At 47.2% G+C, this 17,149-nt stretch carries 17 protein-coding genes; 7 read left to right on the top strand and 10 right to left on the bottom strand.

What is annotated here, in order from left to right:
• Positions 1–26: 26 nt before the first annotated feature.
• On the bottom strand, positions 27–2,168 hold the full coding sequence (locus MHH93_RS01690) for an alpha-glucuronidase family glycosyl hydrolase (protein ID WP_500052468.1): 2,142 nt from the start codon (positions 2,166–2,168) through the stop codon (positions 27–29).
• The gene (locus MHH93_RS01685) at positions 2,165–4,354 is read right to left on the bottom strand and encodes a glycoside hydrolase family 52 protein (protein WP_500052466.1); all 2,190 of its coding nucleotides are present in this window, start codon (positions 4,352–4,354) and stop codon (positions 2,165–2,167) included. Before MHH93_RS01685 ends, MHH93_RS01690 begins: the two co-directional genes overlap by 4 nt.
• Positions 4,355–4,573: 219 nt before the next feature.
• On the opposite strand from MHH93_RS01685, the gene MHH93_RS01680 reads away from it, so the two are divergent.
• Positions 4,574–5,488 (top strand): helix-turn-helix domain-containing protein, encoded by a 915-nt coding sequence (locus MHH93_RS01680; protein WP_500052465.1) that lies wholly within the window; start codon positions 4,574–4,576, stop codon positions 5,486–5,488.
• 34 nt (positions 5,489–5,522) lie between these two features.
• Here MHH93_RS01680 and MHH93_RS01675 read toward each other — a convergent pair whose 3' ends face one another.
• Positions 5,523–6,926, bottom strand: coding sequence for an aldehyde dehydrogenase (locus MHH93_RS01675; protein ID WP_500052464.1), 1,404 nt, complete (start codon positions 6,924–6,926; stop codon positions 5,523–5,525).
• Between the two features lie 96 nt (positions 6,927–7,022).
• A complete protein-coding gene (locus MHH93_RS01670; RefSeq protein ID WP_500052463.1) occupies positions 7,023–7,325 on the bottom strand; it encodes an ArsR/SmtB family transcription factor in 303 nt (100 codons plus the stop codon).
• Positions 7,326–7,599: 274 nt separating this feature from the next.
• Between MHH93_RS01670 and MHH93_RS01665 the strand changes: the two genes are divergently transcribed.
• The 5 genes from MHH93_RS01665 (at position 7,600) to MHH93_RS01645 (ending at position 11,517) form a co-directional block, all read left to right on the top strand.
• Positions 7,600–8,274, top strand: a complete 675-nt coding sequence (locus MHH93_RS01665) for a GntR family transcriptional regulator (protein WP_500053295.1) — start codon at positions 7,600–7,602, stop codon at positions 8,272–8,274.
• 40 nt (positions 8,275–8,314) lie between these two features.
• The gene (gene uxuA / locus MHH93_RS01660) at positions 8,315–9,382 is read left to right on the top strand and encodes a mannonate dehydratase (RefSeq protein WP_500052462.1); all 1,068 of its coding nucleotides are present in this window, start codon (positions 8,315–8,317) and stop codon (positions 9,380–9,382) included.
• Complete coding sequence (locus MHH93_RS01655) at positions 9,379–10,242, top strand: SDR family oxidoreductase (RefSeq protein ID WP_339307963.1); 864 nt, start codon at positions 9,379–9,381, stop codon at positions 10,240–10,242. The genes uxuA and MHH93_RS01655 overlap by 4 nt, the downstream gene beginning before the upstream one ends.
• 148 nt (positions 10,243–10,390) lie before the next feature.
• On the top strand, positions 10,391–11,119 hold the full coding sequence (locus MHH93_RS01650) for a DUF421 domain-containing protein (protein ID WP_083684362.1): 729 nt from the start codon (positions 10,391–10,393) through the stop codon (positions 11,117–11,119).
• A gap of 26 nt (positions 11,120–11,145) precedes the next feature.
• Positions 11,146–11,517, top strand: coding sequence for a DUF4363 family protein (locus tag MHH93_RS01645; protein WP_500052456.1), 372 nt, complete (start codon positions 11,146–11,148; stop codon positions 11,515–11,517).
• A gap of 103 nt (positions 11,518–11,620) precedes the next feature.
• On the opposite strand, the gene MHH93_RS01640 is transcribed toward MHH93_RS01645, so the two are convergent.
• The 6 genes from MHH93_RS01640 to rpmG form a co-directional block, all read right to left on the bottom strand.
• A complete protein-coding gene (locus MHH93_RS01640; protein ID WP_500052451.1) occupies positions 11,621–12,322 on the bottom strand; it encodes a M50 family metallopeptidase in 702 nt (233 codons plus the stop codon).
• Positions 12,323–12,362: 40 nt separating this feature from the next.
• On the bottom strand, positions 12,363–12,845 hold the full coding sequence (locus MHH93_RS01635; RefSeq protein WP_500052448.1) for a hypothetical protein: 483 nt from the start codon (positions 12,843–12,845) through the stop codon (positions 12,363–12,365).
• Positions 12,846–13,011: 166 nt separating this feature from the next.
• Entirely contained in the window at positions 13,012–14,127 is a 1,116-nt protein-coding gene (locus MHH93_RS01630) for a metal ABC transporter substrate-binding protein (protein WP_500052446.1), read from the bottom strand.
• On the bottom strand, positions 14,114–15,007 hold the full coding sequence (locus tag MHH93_RS01625) for a metal ABC transporter permease (protein ID WP_500052444.1): 894 nt from the start codon (positions 15,005–15,007) through the stop codon (positions 14,114–14,116). Before MHH93_RS01625 ends, MHH93_RS01630 begins: the two co-directional genes overlap by 14 nt.
• Positions 14,953–15,660 (bottom strand): metal ABC transporter ATP-binding protein, encoded by a 708-nt coding sequence (locus MHH93_RS01620; RefSeq protein WP_500052442.1) that lies wholly within the window; start codon positions 15,658–15,660, stop codon positions 14,953–14,955. Before MHH93_RS01620 ends, MHH93_RS01625 begins: the two co-directional genes overlap by 55 nt.
• Before the next feature lie 49 nt (positions 15,661–15,709).
• Complete coding sequence (rpmG, locus tag MHH93_RS01615; RefSeq protein ID WP_036613813.1) at positions 15,710–15,859, bottom strand: 50S ribosomal protein L33; 150 nt, start codon at positions 15,857–15,859, stop codon at positions 15,710–15,712.
• A 196-nt stretch (positions 15,860–16,055) separates the two neighbouring features.
• Between rpmG and MHH93_RS01610 the strand changes: the two genes are divergently transcribed.
• On the top strand, positions 16,056–17,090 hold the full coding sequence (locus MHH93_RS01610) for a permease (RefSeq protein ID WP_500052438.1): 1,035 nt from the start codon (positions 16,056–16,058) through the stop codon (positions 17,088–17,090).
• The last annotated feature ends 59 nt before the right edge of the window (positions 17,091–17,149 follow it).

Raw genomic sequence — 17,149 nt, 5'->3', positions numbered from 1 at the left:
GTATATTCTCTCTTTACTTTCACCAATCAATAGATTGTTCGACCTTGTTCGTCCGCAATGCCGCTCTTACGATAGAAATACGTATTGATCATGTCCCGCCATTCCTTCGCATGTTCGGCCTGATTATCCTGTAATGAAGCAACTTTGCTGAAAATGTGCGGGTCAATTTTGCCCTCCAGCTGTTTCCATGTCTCGGCTAACGCCTCCGCCTGCGCAACACCTTCAAAGTGTGTATCATAAATATGCTGAATGACCGTCTTACCTGAATGCAGAACATGGGTGTACGGCACGTGATGGAAAAATAAGATCAACTCATCCGGACAGGTGTCCAAGGACTCATAGCGATCCGCATTCTCAGGGTGATACTGTGATGTGTATCCTGTACCGCTCTTCACGGTTCGATCTACACCAATGCCATGACAATCGGCAAAGTGATACGTTCCCCATTTGGAATACTCGTATCCATCTACATTGGGCCCGTAATGATGCTCGGGATTAACCATCCAACCCACGCCGAGAGGGGCCGTGTAATTCTCATAGATATCTAATGAAGTCAAAAGCATGCCCGTAACCTGCCGTACAACTTCTTCATCATGTCCAAATGTGAGTCTCACCCACTCATCGGCAATCTCTTCCGCGGACAGCTCCGGATTCCACGCAAGTCTTCCGTATCCATACAGATTCGCCTGCGCGAGTGGATGTCCTGTCCAACAGGCATCAGCACCAATGTTGGAGACTGCCGCGAAGCCACTGTGAGGTCGTTTATACAGAGAACCGTCCGCAATTCTCTTGATCTCTGAACCTTCACCTTTAGCGTATGTGTCAAAGTCAAGTACTTCTTTCCACTGGGGAACCAGATAACAGAGATGACGCTGTTGCCCGGTATACTCCTGTGTGATCTGGAATTCAATCACCTGATTCGTATGTTCCATGGCGCCGAACAGTGGGGATACCGCCTCCCTCACCTGAAAGTCCATCGGCCCATTCTTGATCTGCAAAATGACGTTATCGGCAAAACGCCCGTCCAGCGGCGTAAAGTGGTCATAAGCTGCCCGTGCGCGGTCTGTGGAACGATCCCGCCAGTCTTGCTTGCAGTTATAGACGAAGCAACGCCAGATCACCAATCCACCGAATGGCCGAAGGGCTTCAGCCAGCATGTTCGCACCATCAGCATGATCACGGTTATACGTGAACGGTCCCGGACGATTCTCGGAGTCTGCCTTGATCAGGTAACCGCCAAAATCCGGAATGGCTGCATACACCTTCGCTGTTTGAATGTTCCACCATTCCCGTACCTGCGCATCCAGCGGGTCGGCCGTCTGCAATCCACCAATCTCGATCGGACTCGCGTAGTTGGCGCTCAGGAACAATCGAATGCCATACGCTCTGAATTCAGCGGCAACCTTCGCGACATCACCCAGATAACGTTCTGTCAGAAACAGGCTCTCACGACGATGTACATTGACATTGTTGATCGATATGGCATTCATACCCGTCGAAGCGAGCAAACGTGCGTAGTCCCTGATGCGGTCCAAGTCCAGTGTGAATTCCCCGTTATCATAGAAAATGGAGTCTCCTGCGTATCCACGTTCAATGCTGCCGTCCACGTTATCCCACTGATTGATCATCCGTAGCGCATTGGTAGGCTGCTCTGTAATGAAGCTCCGTTTACTCACAGCACCATCCGCCTCACTTGCACTTCCTTGATCCATTGTCAGTTCCCGGAGCAGATGGAATGCACCATACAACACACCTTGGGGAGTCTCTGAACCAATGATCAGTAGACCCTCGGTCTCACGAATGATGTACCCTTCTCCTTGAACCGTTGAACGCTCTGTCTCACTGAACGACGCAGCCACCGAAGTGCTCCCGTTCCAAGTACCGATTCGTATTGCGGGAGCAGAAGCCTGATTGTCCCGCTCACTTTGCTGAGCATCAGACAGCTGACTGACTGTCGGTTTCACGCCATACAACTTCTCCAGTCCCCGTGAAAGTTCGGTCAGCGCTGTTGTGATTACTCCATGCTTCTCTTCCGCCATTATCCGCTTGCTCCACGCAGGAGCCGTCTTTGGGGCAAGTCCATTTGCTCTTGGCAATTCGGAGTGGTACACCAGCCATGCATCATACTGCGGACCTGACAAGGCAGATTGAACGATAGATTGGCTCATTGTACCGCCTCCTTGCTCGCATAGATCTGGGTAAGACGATTGCCTTTTCCTTCGAGTAACCATAGAATCGACGTTACACCACGCGGATAGTACTTGCTACCAACCGCTACACCAGACAGGATCTGGTCACTCCAGCACCAGTAGGATTCCTCCGGATGCAGCAGCCAGTTGACATGAGCTGCGTCTGCTGCCTTGCCTGTCTCATTCCATTCTACGTCCAGAAGCTCTCTTGCGATAAACTGGGACAAATAGATTTTGCTTAACCACGAGTTATTGCTGGTCGAGGACAGTTTCCAGCCGCCATCTTCGAACAGGCATGTTCCCGGTACAAGAACCGTCTTCAGATGAGTTTGGAGTGCTTTCAGATAAGAGCCAAAGCGACCATTGACATCCAGTGCTGCTTCACAGCCCGTAAAGTAAGGGAACACCAGACCTTCAATCGCCGGAATGATTCGAGAATCATTATTCTCTGCAATAACAGCCGGAATGTAGCCTCCATCCGTCAACTGTGCAGCAATGCTGGCAGCGCAGCGATCCGCCTGAAGCCCTGCTTGATGTGACAGATCTGCCAACTTCTCCGTTGCGAACAGCTTCTCCAATGCAACATAGACCGCCCAACATTTACCTGCTAGATAGATATTATTGCGAGACTGACCAAGTGACACATCCAGGCTATCGTAAGTTGTAATTTCCGCTCCACCTTGGGTACGACTGCTATCCAACCCCATCAGACCGTTACGCTGCTCCGCGTTAGGATGGTCACGATTAAGCATGCTTTCGAAGCAATCCTGGATAACAGATAACATATTTTTCACAAATGCTTGATCCTTTGTCTGTTCAATGTATACGGTCGCGCAACAGAGCCAGTTCACCAGTTCCTCGTGGCTCATCTGTGAGAAGCAGTCATCAATGCCAACCAACTCATATGCCGAGTGCCCCGGGCGTGAAAACACATTTGCAACACCAATATCATGGGTGAAGGTAATTCCACCTGGATATAACTTCTCTTCCCCCGGGAAACGAACCTGATCGGTATAACTGTATCGTTTCACAAACCACTCCAGCTCATTACGCACCGTCCATGGATTCAAGGCAAGCTCGAAGTACAACTGATCAGCTGTCAGATCAAGTGTATTCATCATCCGATACTCCCCTTCGTTCACCACCCAGAGTGGTTCACCATCAGCATCCAGCAGTTGGGTACTGGCATAATAGCTGTGAATGGAATGAGCAAGCATGAATGATTGGTCTTCAGTCAAAGCCGCTGTTCCAAGGCGCTGTTCAACTTCTCCACAAGATGCGGTCAACTCACTGAAGCGTTGGAGTGCATACGCTCCTGCTGCCTGAATATCGGAGAAATATCGCGTATACCAATACGTTGTGTCCATTCCAGTTGTCACAATGCCCCCGCGATAAAAACATACAGCGAATTGATACGTACGTTTCTCTCCAGCCGGCACCTCCATCAGTAGTGCAGCGGTTGAGCCAAGTCCAAATTCCAGATTCTCCCGATGTTGCTCCTGCAAGAGCTTCTCCAGCGTAAACCCGCGTGCGGGCCACAGTCCGTCATCTGCCGACATAATTGCTGTAAGTCGACCTTGTCCCACACCTGTGATGGAGCCATCTTCCGGTCCCCCAATCAGACGCATCGCAGAGTACGGATCATTGCCCTGATAACCAAAGTAGGCTTTGCGTGATTGTTGACCTTGCGTATTGTCAATCGTCATCTCTACCAATACGGCAGGTACGAGTGCATCCATTAAGGCTTCACGATCCCCACTTGTTGGATCAGGTACTGGACGTACAGGCGAGTAGATACGGAATGTCAGATCTCCTGCAGTCCACGTATCCGTACCTGAGGTAAATTCACGGGTAATATCTTCATCACGAAAAGACGCAATCAGAGGTTGTGGAACTTGGGACGCTGTGGTTGACGCCGTGTCACCATTCTCCAATTTCTCTACATCATAGCGGCTGCTCTCATCTTCGGAAGCTTCATAAAAAGGAAGCGCCTGATAATTCTCTCCATCACGAGATTGTAATCCAATATATACATTCTGGTCTGCCGGTTTGCCGAGTTCAAGACCCAACCCGCCTTTGGCTCCTTTGTACCCCAGTGTAAAACTCGCAAAAGCACCAATTGGTGCGTGATGTGCATTATAAAAGATGGATTTGGATGTGCTCACGAATCATAACCCCTCTCAAAATAGTTTGCATACGTTTTCATTAGCCCCATCCTAACACGTGGTTTCAGCTCAGACCATGAGCAAATCAATCTGATATTTACCCAAATCAAGCTGATAGACTATAATGGATTAAAGCGGTTACACAAAAGCATTCCATTTGATATAAGTGCGTAATCAAAAGCGCTTTTTTTGAACAACCTCTATAAAGGGGGATCTTCCATGTCTTCAACGTATTTACCTCCTACTTTGGGAGAAAGTGTCCATGAAATTTTTTATCCAGATGTGCAAACAACCGTCAACCTGTTCGCCATTCATTTACGAAGTGTCGGTACGGACTGGGATTACCCGGCGCATGAACATCCTCAATATGAATTGAATTATGTTACGGAAGGCGAGCAGCGCATGATGGTGAACGGAACCCTATATATTCAAAAGGCTGGCGAACTGCTCCTGATTCCTCCAGGGAGCATTCATTCCAGCCAGAGCCATAACGGTAAGGGATTCACGTATTTTTGCATGCATTTTGACATTGATGATCAGTTGTTTCTATCATTGCTGGCTCGCATCAAACAAGTGCGATTTAGTAGGGATAGTCCGGTTACACAGCAGATTGAGCCGGTTTTACGCAAACTGATGTCATCTGCGGAGGATGAAACAGCAAATACAATGGTGCAGCGTATGCAGCTGCAATCTGCGGTATTCGAATTATTTGGCCATCTGTGGGAGGCGGTCTCACAAGAGGCAGCGCAATGGTTTACCGACGACGGACATGAAAAGATTGAACTCGCCCACCAGATTCGCAATCGACTGCAAGGCCTGATGAGTCAGCAATTCAAACAGGGACACGAATCGAATGGTCACTATGGCATCGATGATATTGCAGCAGAGCTGGGCATCAGTTCTTCTCATTGTAATCGCGTGTTCAAGCAGGTATTCGGTCAATCTCCTCGTGCTGTATTGTCCCAGTTAGTTTTGCATGAAGCGAAGCTTCTTCTGGGCAATCCGAAGCTATCCGTTCAGAATATTGCCGTCATGCTTGGTTACAAGGATATTGCCCATTTCAGTCGTCAATTCAAACGCTGGTCCGGCATGTCACCATCCCGCTATCGACAGGAACAGCCTGCTCTGGAATGAAGTCCAGTAGCAGGCTGTTTGTCTTTCTTATTATTTATTTCAACAAACGCTTAATCAACTTCAGCTTGTTATCATACGGTGGATACAGAATTGGCAGATTCAATTTGGTGCTTTTTTTCAGTACACTTTTCAGATGGGAAAAGGTTTCGAAGCTGTACTTGCCATGATATGAGCCAACACCGGAATGACCAACACCGCCAAATGGCAGACGTGGATTCGCAACATGTGTGATGGTATCGTTAATGCAGCCCCCGCCAAAAGAAACTTCGCGTAGTACTTTGTCCTGAATCTGGGTGTCGGAAGTAAACAGATACAAGGCGAGCGGTTTCGGTCGCTTTACGATTTCCGCAATGGCTTCATCGAGCTTACGATAGCTGATGATCGGCAGAATCGGTCCAAAAATCTCATCTTCCATCGTCGCTACATCCCAGGATTCCGCATCAATTAATGTAGGTTCAATGAAACGGTCTTCCTCATCCGATGCGCCACCATATATCACTTTGGCCTGATCCCGTTCAATCAGAGTTGTCAGACGCTTAAAATGACCCTTGTTCACGATTCGCCCATAGTCCTTATTCTGCTGGATATCCGTACCAAAGAAGGATACGATCGCTGCTTTCATCTCTGTAATTAACGATTCCTTCACGCGCTCATGCACGAGCAAATAATCGGGTGCAATACATGTCTGTCCTGTGTTGAGCAGTTTGCCCCATATAATGCGCTGGGCAGCTACTTTGATATCCGCCTGCTCATCAACGATGACCGGACTCTTGCCTCCCAGTTCCAACGTAACGGGAACAAGATTTTTGGCAGCTGCCTCCATTACAATCTTGCCAACCGGTACACTGCCTGTGAAAAAGATATAGTCAAATGGCGCGTTAATCAGCGCTGTCGTTGTGTTTTTGGCACCGTCAAGTACTTGAACGTATGCCGGTTCGAACACGGTAGCTATCATTTCACGTACCACAGCGGACACCGCAGGTGTATTCTCTGACGCTTTGAGCACGGCTGTATTGCCTGCCGCAATTGCACCTACCAACGGTTCGATCAAGAGTTGAAATGGATAATTGAAAGGTCCGATGATTAGAACAGACCCATAGGGTTCAGGTATAATAACACTTTTGGAACCGATGAGTGCCATTTGCGTTTTCACTTTAACGGGTTTCACCCATTTCTTCACTTTACGAATGGTGTGTGTGATGCTGTCCATCATAAATCCGATCTCGGTTGTGTAGGATTCGAACTCACTTTTGCCCAAATCCTGATATAGCGCTTCTGTCAGTCTGGTCTCATACTTTTGAATGGCCTGCTTGAGTAGGGTCAGACGGGCAATTCGAGCTTCTGCCGATCGTGTGGCCCCGGAACGAAAAAACTGTCGTTGCTGCTCCAAAATCTGTTCAACTTGTTGACTGGTTACTTCCTGTTTCATTGTTGTCATATATACATGCTCCTCTATTTAATATGGATTAAGCGTTTAAACTTACGAACCTATTAGGTACATGCAAAAGCATGTTTTATCACTACCACTATTAATCTACAGACACTCTTCTTCCAAAGCAGCTACCAGTTCCTTCAATAGTTCCACCGATGCACTCAATGAAGCCGAATAATAGCGCTGTGTGCCTTTCTGTTCCACGGATATGAGTCCCTTCTCTAACAACAGCTTGAGATGATGAGATATAGCTGGCCGGGACAGGCTGGATTGTTCGGTAATTTCATTCACCGTCATTCTGCCCTTCTCGGTGAGTGTCAGCAAAATGGCTTGACGATGGTTGTCACTTAACACCTGAAATAACGGGATACAGGTTTGGAAAACGCTGATTGCTTTCTGTCCCATGGTTTCACCTCTATACGATTTCTTTATAATATTCTAACGTATAAATTCTCCGTTATATGCGTCTGTTGGTTTAAACATTCGAACCCAATAAACTGAATTGTACTCTGCATTTCCTTGAACTGCAAGTGAATCGTCAACTAAATTTAATATAATGCTGATAAAGCGCTTCCATACTACCATACAAGTATGGTAGTATGTCAATGAAGGAGTTGAAGTTGTGGAATATACCCCAAAGTTATCATCCAAAGCCGGTTTGCTATCTGTTGCGAGCAGCATGTCTTCCATGAATAAGCAATCTTACTCAACGCGAGATGTCGTTTACTTCACGCTGAAACAACTCATTCTGAGTCTGAAAATGCCTCCGGGAACAGCTATTTCTGAGAAGGAAATTTCGCTGGAATTCCAGGTGAGCCGGACTCCTGTTCGAGAGAGTTTTGTAAGGCTTGCTCAGGAAGGTCTGCTGGAAGTGTACCCACAGCGTGGCACATACGTCTCTCTGATTCAGGTCGATCTCGTTGAGGAAGCAAGGTTCATGCGTGAACAGCTCGAACGAGCCGTAATCAGGCTTGCCTGCGAGAACTTTCCGAAAGAACAGATGGTAGCTCTTGAACAGAACCTTGCGTGGCAGCAGGAATGCAGGATCAAACCGGATGATGAACGAATGTTTCAATTGGATGAGGAATTCCATAGCACTCTTTTTGCAGGCTGCAATAAAAGCAACATCTGGACGGTTATCCAGCAGATGAATGTACATTTGAATCGAAGTCGCATGTTACGCCTGTCCTCGGATCATCAGTGGGATCACTTGATTGAACAGCACCTGTCGATGGTCAAGGCCATTGAGCAGCATGATGCTGACACAGCAGAGCGACTGATGCAGGACCACTTGCATTTAACTGTCACCGATTTGGCTGTCCTGCAGGATACATATCCTTCCTATTTTCAATGACTGCATTTTTCTTACTACTATTCATGATGAGGTGAACGTGATGAGAATGGTTTTTCGCTGGTTCGGCGAAGGCAATGATACGGTAACGCTGGATCATATCCGGCAGATTCCGGGTGTAGAAGGTATTGTGTGGGCACTGCACGATGTTCCCGCTGGCGAGGAATGGCCAATGGATAAGATACTCGCTGTCAAAACGGCAGCGGACAAGGCGGGGTTACATCTGGATGTCGTTGAGAGTGTGAACATTCATGAGGATATCAAGTTGGGTCTGCCATCAAGAGATAAATACATTGCGAACTACATTAAAACGATGGAGAAACTGGCTCAAGTGGGCGTTAAGGTCATCTGTTACAACTTCATGCCAATCTTCGACTGGCTTCGCACGGATATGCACAAGGAAATGGAGGATGGCTCAACTGCCCTCTTTTATGAGCACAGTAAACTCGCAGATATAGAACCCCTGGAACTGGTTCGACGCATTACCGAAAACTCTGAACTCACCATGCCAGGTTGGGAACCGGAACGATTGCAGTATTTGACAGGTCTCTTTGAAGCCTACAAGAATGTAACCGAGGATCATATGTGGGAGCACGCACGTTATTTCCTGCAAGAGATTATGCCTACAGCCGAACGGTTGGGGATTCGAATGGCCATCCATCCGGATGATCCGCCTTGGCCAATCTTTGGATTACCGAAGATTATTACGAGTCAGGATAATGTACGAAAATATTTAAATCTATATGATAGCCCATATAATAGCGTGACACTATGCAGCGGATCTTTGGGAGCGAGTGCTGATAATGACATTATCGGGATGATCCACGAGTTCAAGGATCGGATTCCATTTGCCCACATTCGTAATGTCAAAATCTACGAAAACGGCGACTTTATCGAGACCTCACATCGCAGTCAGGATGGCAGTGTTGATATTGCAGGGGTTGTTGAGGCTTATCACGATATCGGTTATGAAGGTTATGCAAGACCCGACCACGGTCGTCATCTCTGGGGAGAACAGTGCCGACCTGGCTATGGACTCTATGACCGGGCTTTGGGAATCATGTATCTCTGGGGCGTCTGGGATTCCCTGCAAAGGAGGGCAAAAGCATGAGTGAACACCAATATGAACGCTCAACTCGTCTCGAAGGCAGAACAGTTGTAATCACCGGAGGTGCTGGGGTATTATGCCGGTCCATGGCGGAAGAACTCGCTCGCCATGGTGCAAGTGTAGCCATTCTGAACCGTACCGTGTCCAAGGGACAAGAAGTTGTAGCTGCAATTGAAGCTGAGGGTGGCAGGGCGATTGCTGTTGCCTGTGACGTAACCCAGGCTGAGAGCGTGCAAGCGGCGGCAGATGCTGTGCTGGAGCAACTTGGACCCTGTGATATTCTTATTAATGGCGCCGGTGGCAATAACGCCAGTGCCAACACCACGAATGAAATTTTCAGATTGGAAGATCTGGCGCAGAATGATGTCACTACGTTTTTCGATGTATCTGTAGAGGGATTTCGTCAGGTGATGGATCTGAATTTTGTTGGTTCTCTCATCCCCACTCAGATCTTTGCAAAACATATGATAGAGCGGGATGTACCTGCCACTGTCATCAACATTTCTTCCATGAGCGCCCCATCGCCCATGACGAAAGTTCCTGCGTACAGCGCTGCGAAGGCAGCCATTAACAACTTTACGCAGTGGCTCGCCGTTCATCTGGCCGAATCCGGTATTCGTGTGAACGCTATTGCACCCGGATTTTTCCTGACTGAGCAAAACCGTAATCTATTACTGCAACCCGACGGCTCACCTACGGAGCGTTCCAGTAAAATTATTGCTCATACACCCATGCGCCGTTTCGGCAAACCGGAAGATCTGCTGGGCACATTGATGTGGCTTGCGGATGAAAGACAGTCCGGATTTGTCACTGGCACAGTCATTCCAGTAGATGGTGGATTTATGGCGTACTCTGGTGTATAACGATAAAGGCGAGTGCTTCGCTTTGAAACCGATACTTGGAATACTTATCCATGTGTCGGTTTTTTGCGTTCAAGCATAAGTTCACCCAGCCTAGGAAATGCTTGTCATAGAGAATTGGAGAAGTGAAGTAAAGGAAGGTGATACATATATGATGGAAGAAACATGGGTTGTGGCAGTTAGATCTATTATTGCCTTCCTGACCCTGATCATCTATACAAGGGTGCTGGGCAAACAGCAAATGGGTAACTTAACGTATTTTGATTACATTAACGGCATCACAATTGGTTCCATTGCGGGAACGTTTGCAACGGATCTCTCGTCCAAAGCGTGGATTCATTTTGTGGCCTTAACCATTTTCACAATCATTACAATCATCTTTCAGTACATTACACTCAAGAATCGTACCATCTCCAAATTAATGGACTCTGACCCCACCTTAATCATTCAAAACGGTAAAATTCTCGAACAGAACCTGAGTAAAATGCGAGTCAAATTTGACGAATTAACCATGATGCTGCGGCAAAAGGATGTATTTGATATTACAACGCTGGATTATGCTATCCTGGAACCGGACGGTAGCCTCTCTGTTGTTTTGAAACCTGAGAATCAACCTGTCACCGCGAAAGACATGCATATGCACCCACCCAAGAGCAAGCTGATGACCGAGATTATCATTGATGGCCTGCTGATTAAGCAAAATCTGGAAGAAAGAAACAAAGACATTAACTGGCTCAGCGAGCAGCTGAAAAAGCAAAAGATTACGATACAAGATATTGCTTTTGCCGCCATATTGCCCAATGACAAATTGTATGTGGATCTGTTCAAGGATAAAATCACTGAAAAAATCGATATGGGTGATTATGAGGGGCCTTTCTAAACTCTTTACATCAAGGAGGCGGTTGAATGAAAACGCGTTTCTGGCTGTTATATGTGCTTCCGATCTTCCTCATTCTTGTGTTCGTTGCAATTATGGCTAGCGGAGCCTTTCTAAAAAAGCCCTTTGGCACCGATGATCGCTTGCTTCAATCTATACAAACCTTAGAGAAAGATGTTGAGGGCAAAAAGTGGACTGAAGCCCAATCTCAAGTGAATTACGCCATGAATGCCTGGGATAAAATCGTCAACCGCATTCAGTTCAGTGTCGAGCGTGAAACCATATATGATATTCTGGGCACCCTTGCGCGGATCAAGGGCGGCGTTGCGGCAGAGGATGATAAAGCGATTATGGAAGAGATATATTACTTTTATGTGCTATGGGATAATCTTGGAGATTAAATTTAATGCTTTTAATATCAGATGTAAGCCCAAATACAAAAGGCACTTTCCTTTATATGAAGAAAGGAAGTGCCTTCTTTGCTTTGATATAACTTTATATTCGTTACGCTCTTCGTAATCCCCGAGAACGTGATGAACGCGAAGTGCCTTCTTTCCGGAAAAAGAGTGTAAGCGCACCTTTGGCACACCACAGTGCAAACAAAGCAAACAGTGTTCCCCAGAATAGCGCCGGAAGGAATGTCTGCTGAGCGAGATTCGCCGCATCCCCTGCCCGTGAAGGCTGAGTCCAGGACATTAATCCAACGTATACGGCACTGACGACCGACTCTTCCAGCGTAAGAAACGCCAGTAGCAGATAATAGAATTTCACGATCTTGGCGCCAAATATCATGATGACCACATTCAGAACGATGAACCCGGTCAACCATAACATGCCGAACTCCCCCCTGACATATAACAGGAGCGAAACCAGAGCGACAGCCGTCATAATCCCAAGTCCCCACATATGCAAGCCTTTGCGATATAAGTAGAACAATAGCCAGGCGAACAAGGATGCACTGATATATCCCGCGAGAGAAACCAATATGGATCTGCCTGGCGTCAGCATGGATGAATACGTTACACCGCTATGATCAGCGTACAATTCAATCCGCAGCACTTTACCAGATAACACCAGTGTCATTAGTGCATGACCGAATTCGTGAATCATCGTATCCAGGTTACGGAACAAGGACGAGAATGGAATGAACCGTGTTAGAAAGACGGAGCCTAGCAGAAAAAGTATCGTTTTGACCCACTTATTCAATCGTGTCATACCTCCTTTACCTTCAAATGAAGCCTATCCTTTATACTACGCTTTTTTCACTCGATTCGTTTCGGCTTCCAAACTGTAAGGCGCAGTGCTCCATCCACCAGCAGAAGCTCCGATTGTGTCCAATGAAAAAAGAAGACAAATCATAGCGGCCTTTTTCGGCCTCTAGCGTAACAAGCAGTCGATTCCGCATCCGATGGAGCGCATAGTGCACGAACTGATCTGCAACTTCACTTTGTACCAGAGTAACATAAGCATAAAGCGAATGATCGACAGGTTCGTCAAGCGGACTCACCCCTGCACATGAAAATTCCGTCTTTACCCCCGCCTTCTGAAGTATGGACAGTGCCTTCACGAGTTCGGCATCGACTTCAACACCGTTCCAAATCTCTGTTTTCTTCGCGGATACCGTATGTTTGTCACGTTCCGTCCAGTGCATCAGCTCCAGCTTGCGTCTTCTCCACAGATGGGCAGGCTGTTCACTTAACAGCACTTCATGTTCCTCATTTAAATTCATGCAACGCTTCCTCCTGTTCTCCTTGATCCGGTCACCTTATTTAAACAAAGAGAGAGCACATCACTGTGCTCTCTGCTTTGCAAAAAGGGAAAGGAATGGCAATCCATTCCTCAGCATGTTGTATTATTGTACCTTTTTCGGTGAGAGGCATCAAACTGATCTTTTATTATTCGTTCAGCGCCAGTTTCAGAGCCTCCAAATTTTGTCTCATCACGCTAATGTAGTCCATTCCTGCCGCGATCTCTTCCTCGGTGAGTCCCTCGATCGGGTTTAATACAGCCGTTTTGGCTCCCACTTCACTTGCGATCGTCTCAGACACTTTGGATGAAACCAGTGTTTCGAAGAAAATTGTCTTCACCTGATGCTCTTTCGCAAAATCAATGACAGATGCCATCTGTGCTGCCGAAGGTTCTTGCTCAGGAGACAAGCCTGCGATGGGCACCTGTTGCAATCCATATTCCTTGGCAAGGTAGCCAAATGCAGCGTGTTGTGTGATAAAATCTTTGCGTTTGCTATCCGTCACAGCCGCCTTGAAATCTTGATCCAGTGACTCCAGTTGAGCAATGTAGGTATCTGCATTCTGCTTGAACTGTTCAGCATGTTCCGGGGCGGCCTGCGCCAGTCCTGCTTCAATATTACGTACTTCTTTGACAGCCAATGCAGGTGACAGCCATACATGGGGATCCAGTCCACCGTGATCGTGCCCGTGTCCTTCTTCCGCCTCAGCGTCATGATCGTGGTCGTGTTCTTCCGTAGTGACTTCAACCGCATGATCGTGATCATGTTCCTCTGCAGTCGCTCCATTTGCAGGGTCATGGTCATGGTCGTGTTCTGTTGCCTCCGAATCTTCATGATGGTGGTCATGTTCTCCACCTTCAAGCAGATCGATGTCTTTGCTTGCTTCCACTTGAACAAGTTTTCCGCTACTAAGGCTGTCTTTTACTTGATCCATCCATGATTCCATACCCGCACCATTGTATACAAGTACATCCGCTTTTTCAATGCTGGCAATATCTTGTGGTGTTGGCTCCCAATCATGAGGCTCCATTCCTGCTGGAACGAGTGTATGCACATCAGCCAGATCACCTGTCACATTTTTGGTGAACTCATACATCGGGTAGAAGCTGACCTGCACGTTTAATTTTGCGGTTTCCGTCTCGACTGGAACGGAAGTGCCTGTCGAAGCTGTATTTGCATCAGAAGCGGATTTTTGTCCGCAGCCTGCGACGATAAGTGTGAGACTGAACAACAATCCGAGCGTAGCTTTTTTACTGAATTTCATGTGATGTATTCCTCCTAGAATGGTTGATCAGGATGACGTGCTGTGATTTCGTTTCTTTACGATGACGTTTGCGATTATATCGTGCAATCAGCTTTTGCGCTGATATTCCAGTCAACAGGATGACCAACAGGATGAGTGCAATTGTTCCTCCCGGTGGTGTATTTAGATGGTAAGATGTTGTGAGTCCGCTAAAAATACCGATTAATCCTGTAATTACCGCTACAATGATGGCTGCTGTAAAACTGCGAGACACTCGGAGTGCCAAGGCAGCAGGCAATACAATGAGAGCAGACACCAGTAACACACCGACGATCGGCATGGCTGAAGCTACAGTCATTCCTGTCAGAATGGCAAAGGCAAACGATAAACCTCTCACCTGAACGCCCCCAATGGAAGCTGTCTCTTCATCAAAGGTAAAGTTATAGAGCGGTCTTCGGAGCAGGATGAAAAAAAGCAAACCTATGACACATACTCCGGCCATCATCCACAACTGCATATCGCTAACCGCGACAATAGATCCAAATAAGTATGAACTGAATGTCTTGGACAGATTGGTTTTCAGACTCATCAACACCACAGCAAGAGCCAGCCCTGAAGTCATGATGATCGCCACAGGTACCTCGCTGTAGGTACGGTAACTTCGCCGAAGTTGTTCAACCAGTAATGCACCAATAATTGCAATCGCGAATCCGCAGATCACCGGGTTAAGATTCATGACCGAACCGAGCGCAACCCCTGCGAGTGAGACATGGGATAACGTGTCTGCCATAAGGACCTGCCGCCTGAGCATCAGATAGACCCCGAGAATTGGAGCGATGACTCCAATCAGTCCACCTGCCCAGAAGGCACGTTGCATGAATTCGTATTCAAACACTGCCATTCCTCACTTTCTTGCCGCTCCAAAGTAATCGTTCGATCCAATCGATCTCCCATCTCTTCCAGTCCGTGAGTAACCATAATAATCGTTAACCCATGAACATCAGCATAGTGGCGCATCAGATTGTAAAACCCTTCACGGCTGTGGCGGTCCATTCCCGTTGTAGGCTCATCCAGTACCAGAACCTGCGGTTGCCCAGCCATAGCTCTTGCAATACAGATCCGTTGCTTTTGTCCACCGGACAGCTCACCGACACGTGTATTCCGATATTCCCACATGCCAACTTCCCGCAGACTGCGTTCAACGATGGCAGCCTGCTCTGCTGTGAAGCTGCGGAATAGTCCTAGCCTGGTGTAACACCCCGACCGGACCAGCTCATTCACCGTACTGGGAAATCCACTATTGAACGATGCAACCTGCTGGGGCACGTAACCGATATTGAACTTGTTCCCACGTTTTAACTGCGGATTCATATGTATCGTGCCGCTCCAGGGCTTCAATAGCCCTAGCAGCAGCTTTAACAGGGTCGTTTTGGCAGAACCATTGGGACCTGTGATGCCTATGAACTCTCCCACATGGATATCCAGCGACAGTTGATCAATGACCGGCTCTTCGCCATATCCAAATACAACATCACGCATGGAGGATAGTATCATGCCTCTCCCTCTTTTCGTAAATATTACGATTTAAAAATAACAAAAAAATTTATCTGGTTTCCCGGTGGATCGTCATTTTCTTCAAACGTGGGGAGTACTTCTTCATCTCAAGTCTCTCTGGATGGTTACGTTTGTTCTTGGTTGTTGTATAGTTGCGGTCCCCGCACTCGGTGCAGGCTAAGGTTACAATGACTCTCATGGTTGTTGCCTCCTCTTATTTAATCGTAATAATTACTATTTAACAATCTTAGCCTATGCCTTTTCTTTTGTCAACTCTACTATGTTGAAGAATCTTAATTAATCGTAAAAATGTTGATTAGAACATAGGAAAGATGTATGTTGCCGCACGTACAAGCATATATTTTGGTAAAGTCCTAGTTGTGGAGGTCTGTTTCATGAAAATGGCAGCCAATCTGAAGCTCCTGTCCTTGCTGATCCCTTGTGCATTTCTTGTTCCCGTGTTGATCACAATGGCTCCAGACTTGAAGGAAGCATGGAACAGTGAAGCTTTGCAAAATATGAAAACCGTATTCATAGGTATCTTTCTTGAAGCCGCACCATTTCTGCTCATGGGTGTGTTATTGTCCTCGCTCATGCAGTGGTTTGTATCCGAAGAAATGGTCCGCAAACTCACGCCCAAGAATCCGATCGGCGGTGTGCTGGTTGCGGGGCTGCTCGGTATTATTTTTCCCATCTGTGAATGTGGCATGATCCCGGTCGTAAGAAGGTTGATGCACAAAGGCATGCCTGCCTATATCGCAGTTACGTTCATATTGAGCGGTCCTGTCGTCAATCCCATTGTATTTACTGCTACCTTGCTCGCCTTTCCCTCCCATCCTGAGATTACCATCGCCCGCATGGGACTCGCCTTTGCCGTAGCAGCTTCTATAGGCATGCTCGTGTATGTATTCGTTCGTCGTAATCCCCTTCGGTTGCCAAAAGTCGCAGTGACAGAGGTTAAGACGCATCCCGGATTTAAAATGGCTCAACCTCATGCTCCTGCAAATGCTCATGACCATAACCATGTGAAAAACTGGCGCAGCTTCTTTATCCATGCCGGAGATGAATTCGTCGATATGAGCAAATATCTGGTAATCGGTGCACTGATTACAGCCTGCATCCAGACATTCATTAGCCGCAGCGATCTGATCTCACTTGGCAATGGCCCTGTCGCCTCTTACGTGTTCATGATGGGCTTTGCTTATGTCCTGTCTCTCTGCTCCACTTCGGATGCTTTTGTGGCTTCTGCGTTCTCCCATACGTTTGCACTGGGGCCGCTGGTATCCTTCCTTGTGCTTGGTCCAATGTTGGATTTCAAAAGCACGCTCATGTTACTCTCAACCTTCCGTACCCGGTTTGTTATTGGGCTAAGTCTAGCCATTATTACACTCGTCTTCGCCGGCTCGTGGTTGATTAATCTGCTGGTATAAAGGTTGAGCAACATACTTCATGACCTGAATGGTTAATCCCATGAACTAACTTACTGAAG

Origin of the sequence: Priestia sp. FSL H7-0729 (assembly GCF_038005685.1) — a bacterium.
Lineage (GTDB): Bacteria > Bacillota > Bacilli > Paenibacillales > Paenibacillaceae > Paenibacillus.
Note: the sequence above shows the minus strand (reverse complement) of the source record. Positions and strands in the feature narration are given on the sequence as shown.

Excerpts from the sequence above, each read along its gene's own strand:
- MHH93_RS01670 (WP_500052463.1), bottom strand. The coding sequence starts at position 7,325 with ATGGGACAGAAAGCAATCAGCGTTTTCCAAACCTGTATCCCGTTATTT.
- MHH93_RS01690 (WP_500052468.1), bottom strand. The coding sequence starts at position 2,168 with ATGAGCCAATCTATCGTTCAATCTGCCTTGTCAGGTCCGCAGTATGAT.
- MHH93_RS01665 (WP_500053295.1), top strand. The coding sequence starts at position 7,600 with ATGTCTTCCATGAATAAGCAATCTTACTCAACGCGAGATGTCGTTTAC.
- MHH93_RS01650 (WP_083684362.1), top strand. The coding sequence starts at position 10,391 with ATGATGGAAGAAACATGGGTTGTGGCAGTTAGATCTATTATTGCCTTC.
- MHH93_RS01620 (WP_500052442.1), bottom strand. The coding sequence starts at position 15,660 with ATGATACTATCCTCCATGCGTGATGTTGTATTTGGATATGGCGAAGAG.
- MHH93_RS01655 (WP_339307963.1), top strand. The coding sequence starts at position 9,379 with ATGAGTGAACACCAATATGAACGCTCAACTCGTCTCGAAGGCAGAACA.
- MHH93_RS01680 (WP_500052465.1), top strand. The coding sequence starts at position 4,574 with ATGTCTTCAACGTATTTACCTCCTACTTTGGGAGAAAGTGTCCATGAA.
- MHH93_RS01610 (WP_500052438.1), top strand. The coding sequence starts at position 16,056 with ATGAAAATGGCAGCCAATCTGAAGCTCCTGTCCTTGCTGATCCCTTGT.
- MHH93_RS01625 (WP_500052444.1), bottom strand. The coding sequence starts at position 15,007 with ATGGCAGTGTTTGAATACGAATTCATGCAACGTGCCTTCTGGGCAGGT.
- rpmG (WP_036613813.1), bottom strand. The coding sequence starts at position 15,859 with ATGAGAGTCATTGTAACCTTAGCCTGCACCGAGTGCGGGGACCGCAAC.
- MHH93_RS01630 (WP_500052446.1), bottom strand. The coding sequence starts at position 14,127 with ATGAAATTCAGTAAAAAAGCTACGCTCGGATTGTTGTTCAGTCTCACA.
- uxuA (WP_500052462.1), top strand. The coding sequence starts at position 8,315 with ATGAGAATGGTTTTTCGCTGGTTCGGCGAAGGCAATGATACGGTAACG.
- MHH93_RS01635 (WP_500052448.1), bottom strand. The coding sequence starts at position 12,845 with ATGAATTTAAATGAGGAACATGAAGTGCTGTTAAGTGAACAGCCTGCC.
- MHH93_RS01645 (WP_500052456.1), top strand. The coding sequence starts at position 11,146 with ATGAAAACGCGTTTCTGGCTGTTATATGTGCTTCCGATCTTCCTCATT.
- MHH93_RS01675 (WP_500052464.1), bottom strand. The coding sequence starts at position 6,926 with ATGACAACAATGAAACAGGAAGTAACCAGTCAACAAGTTGAACAGATT.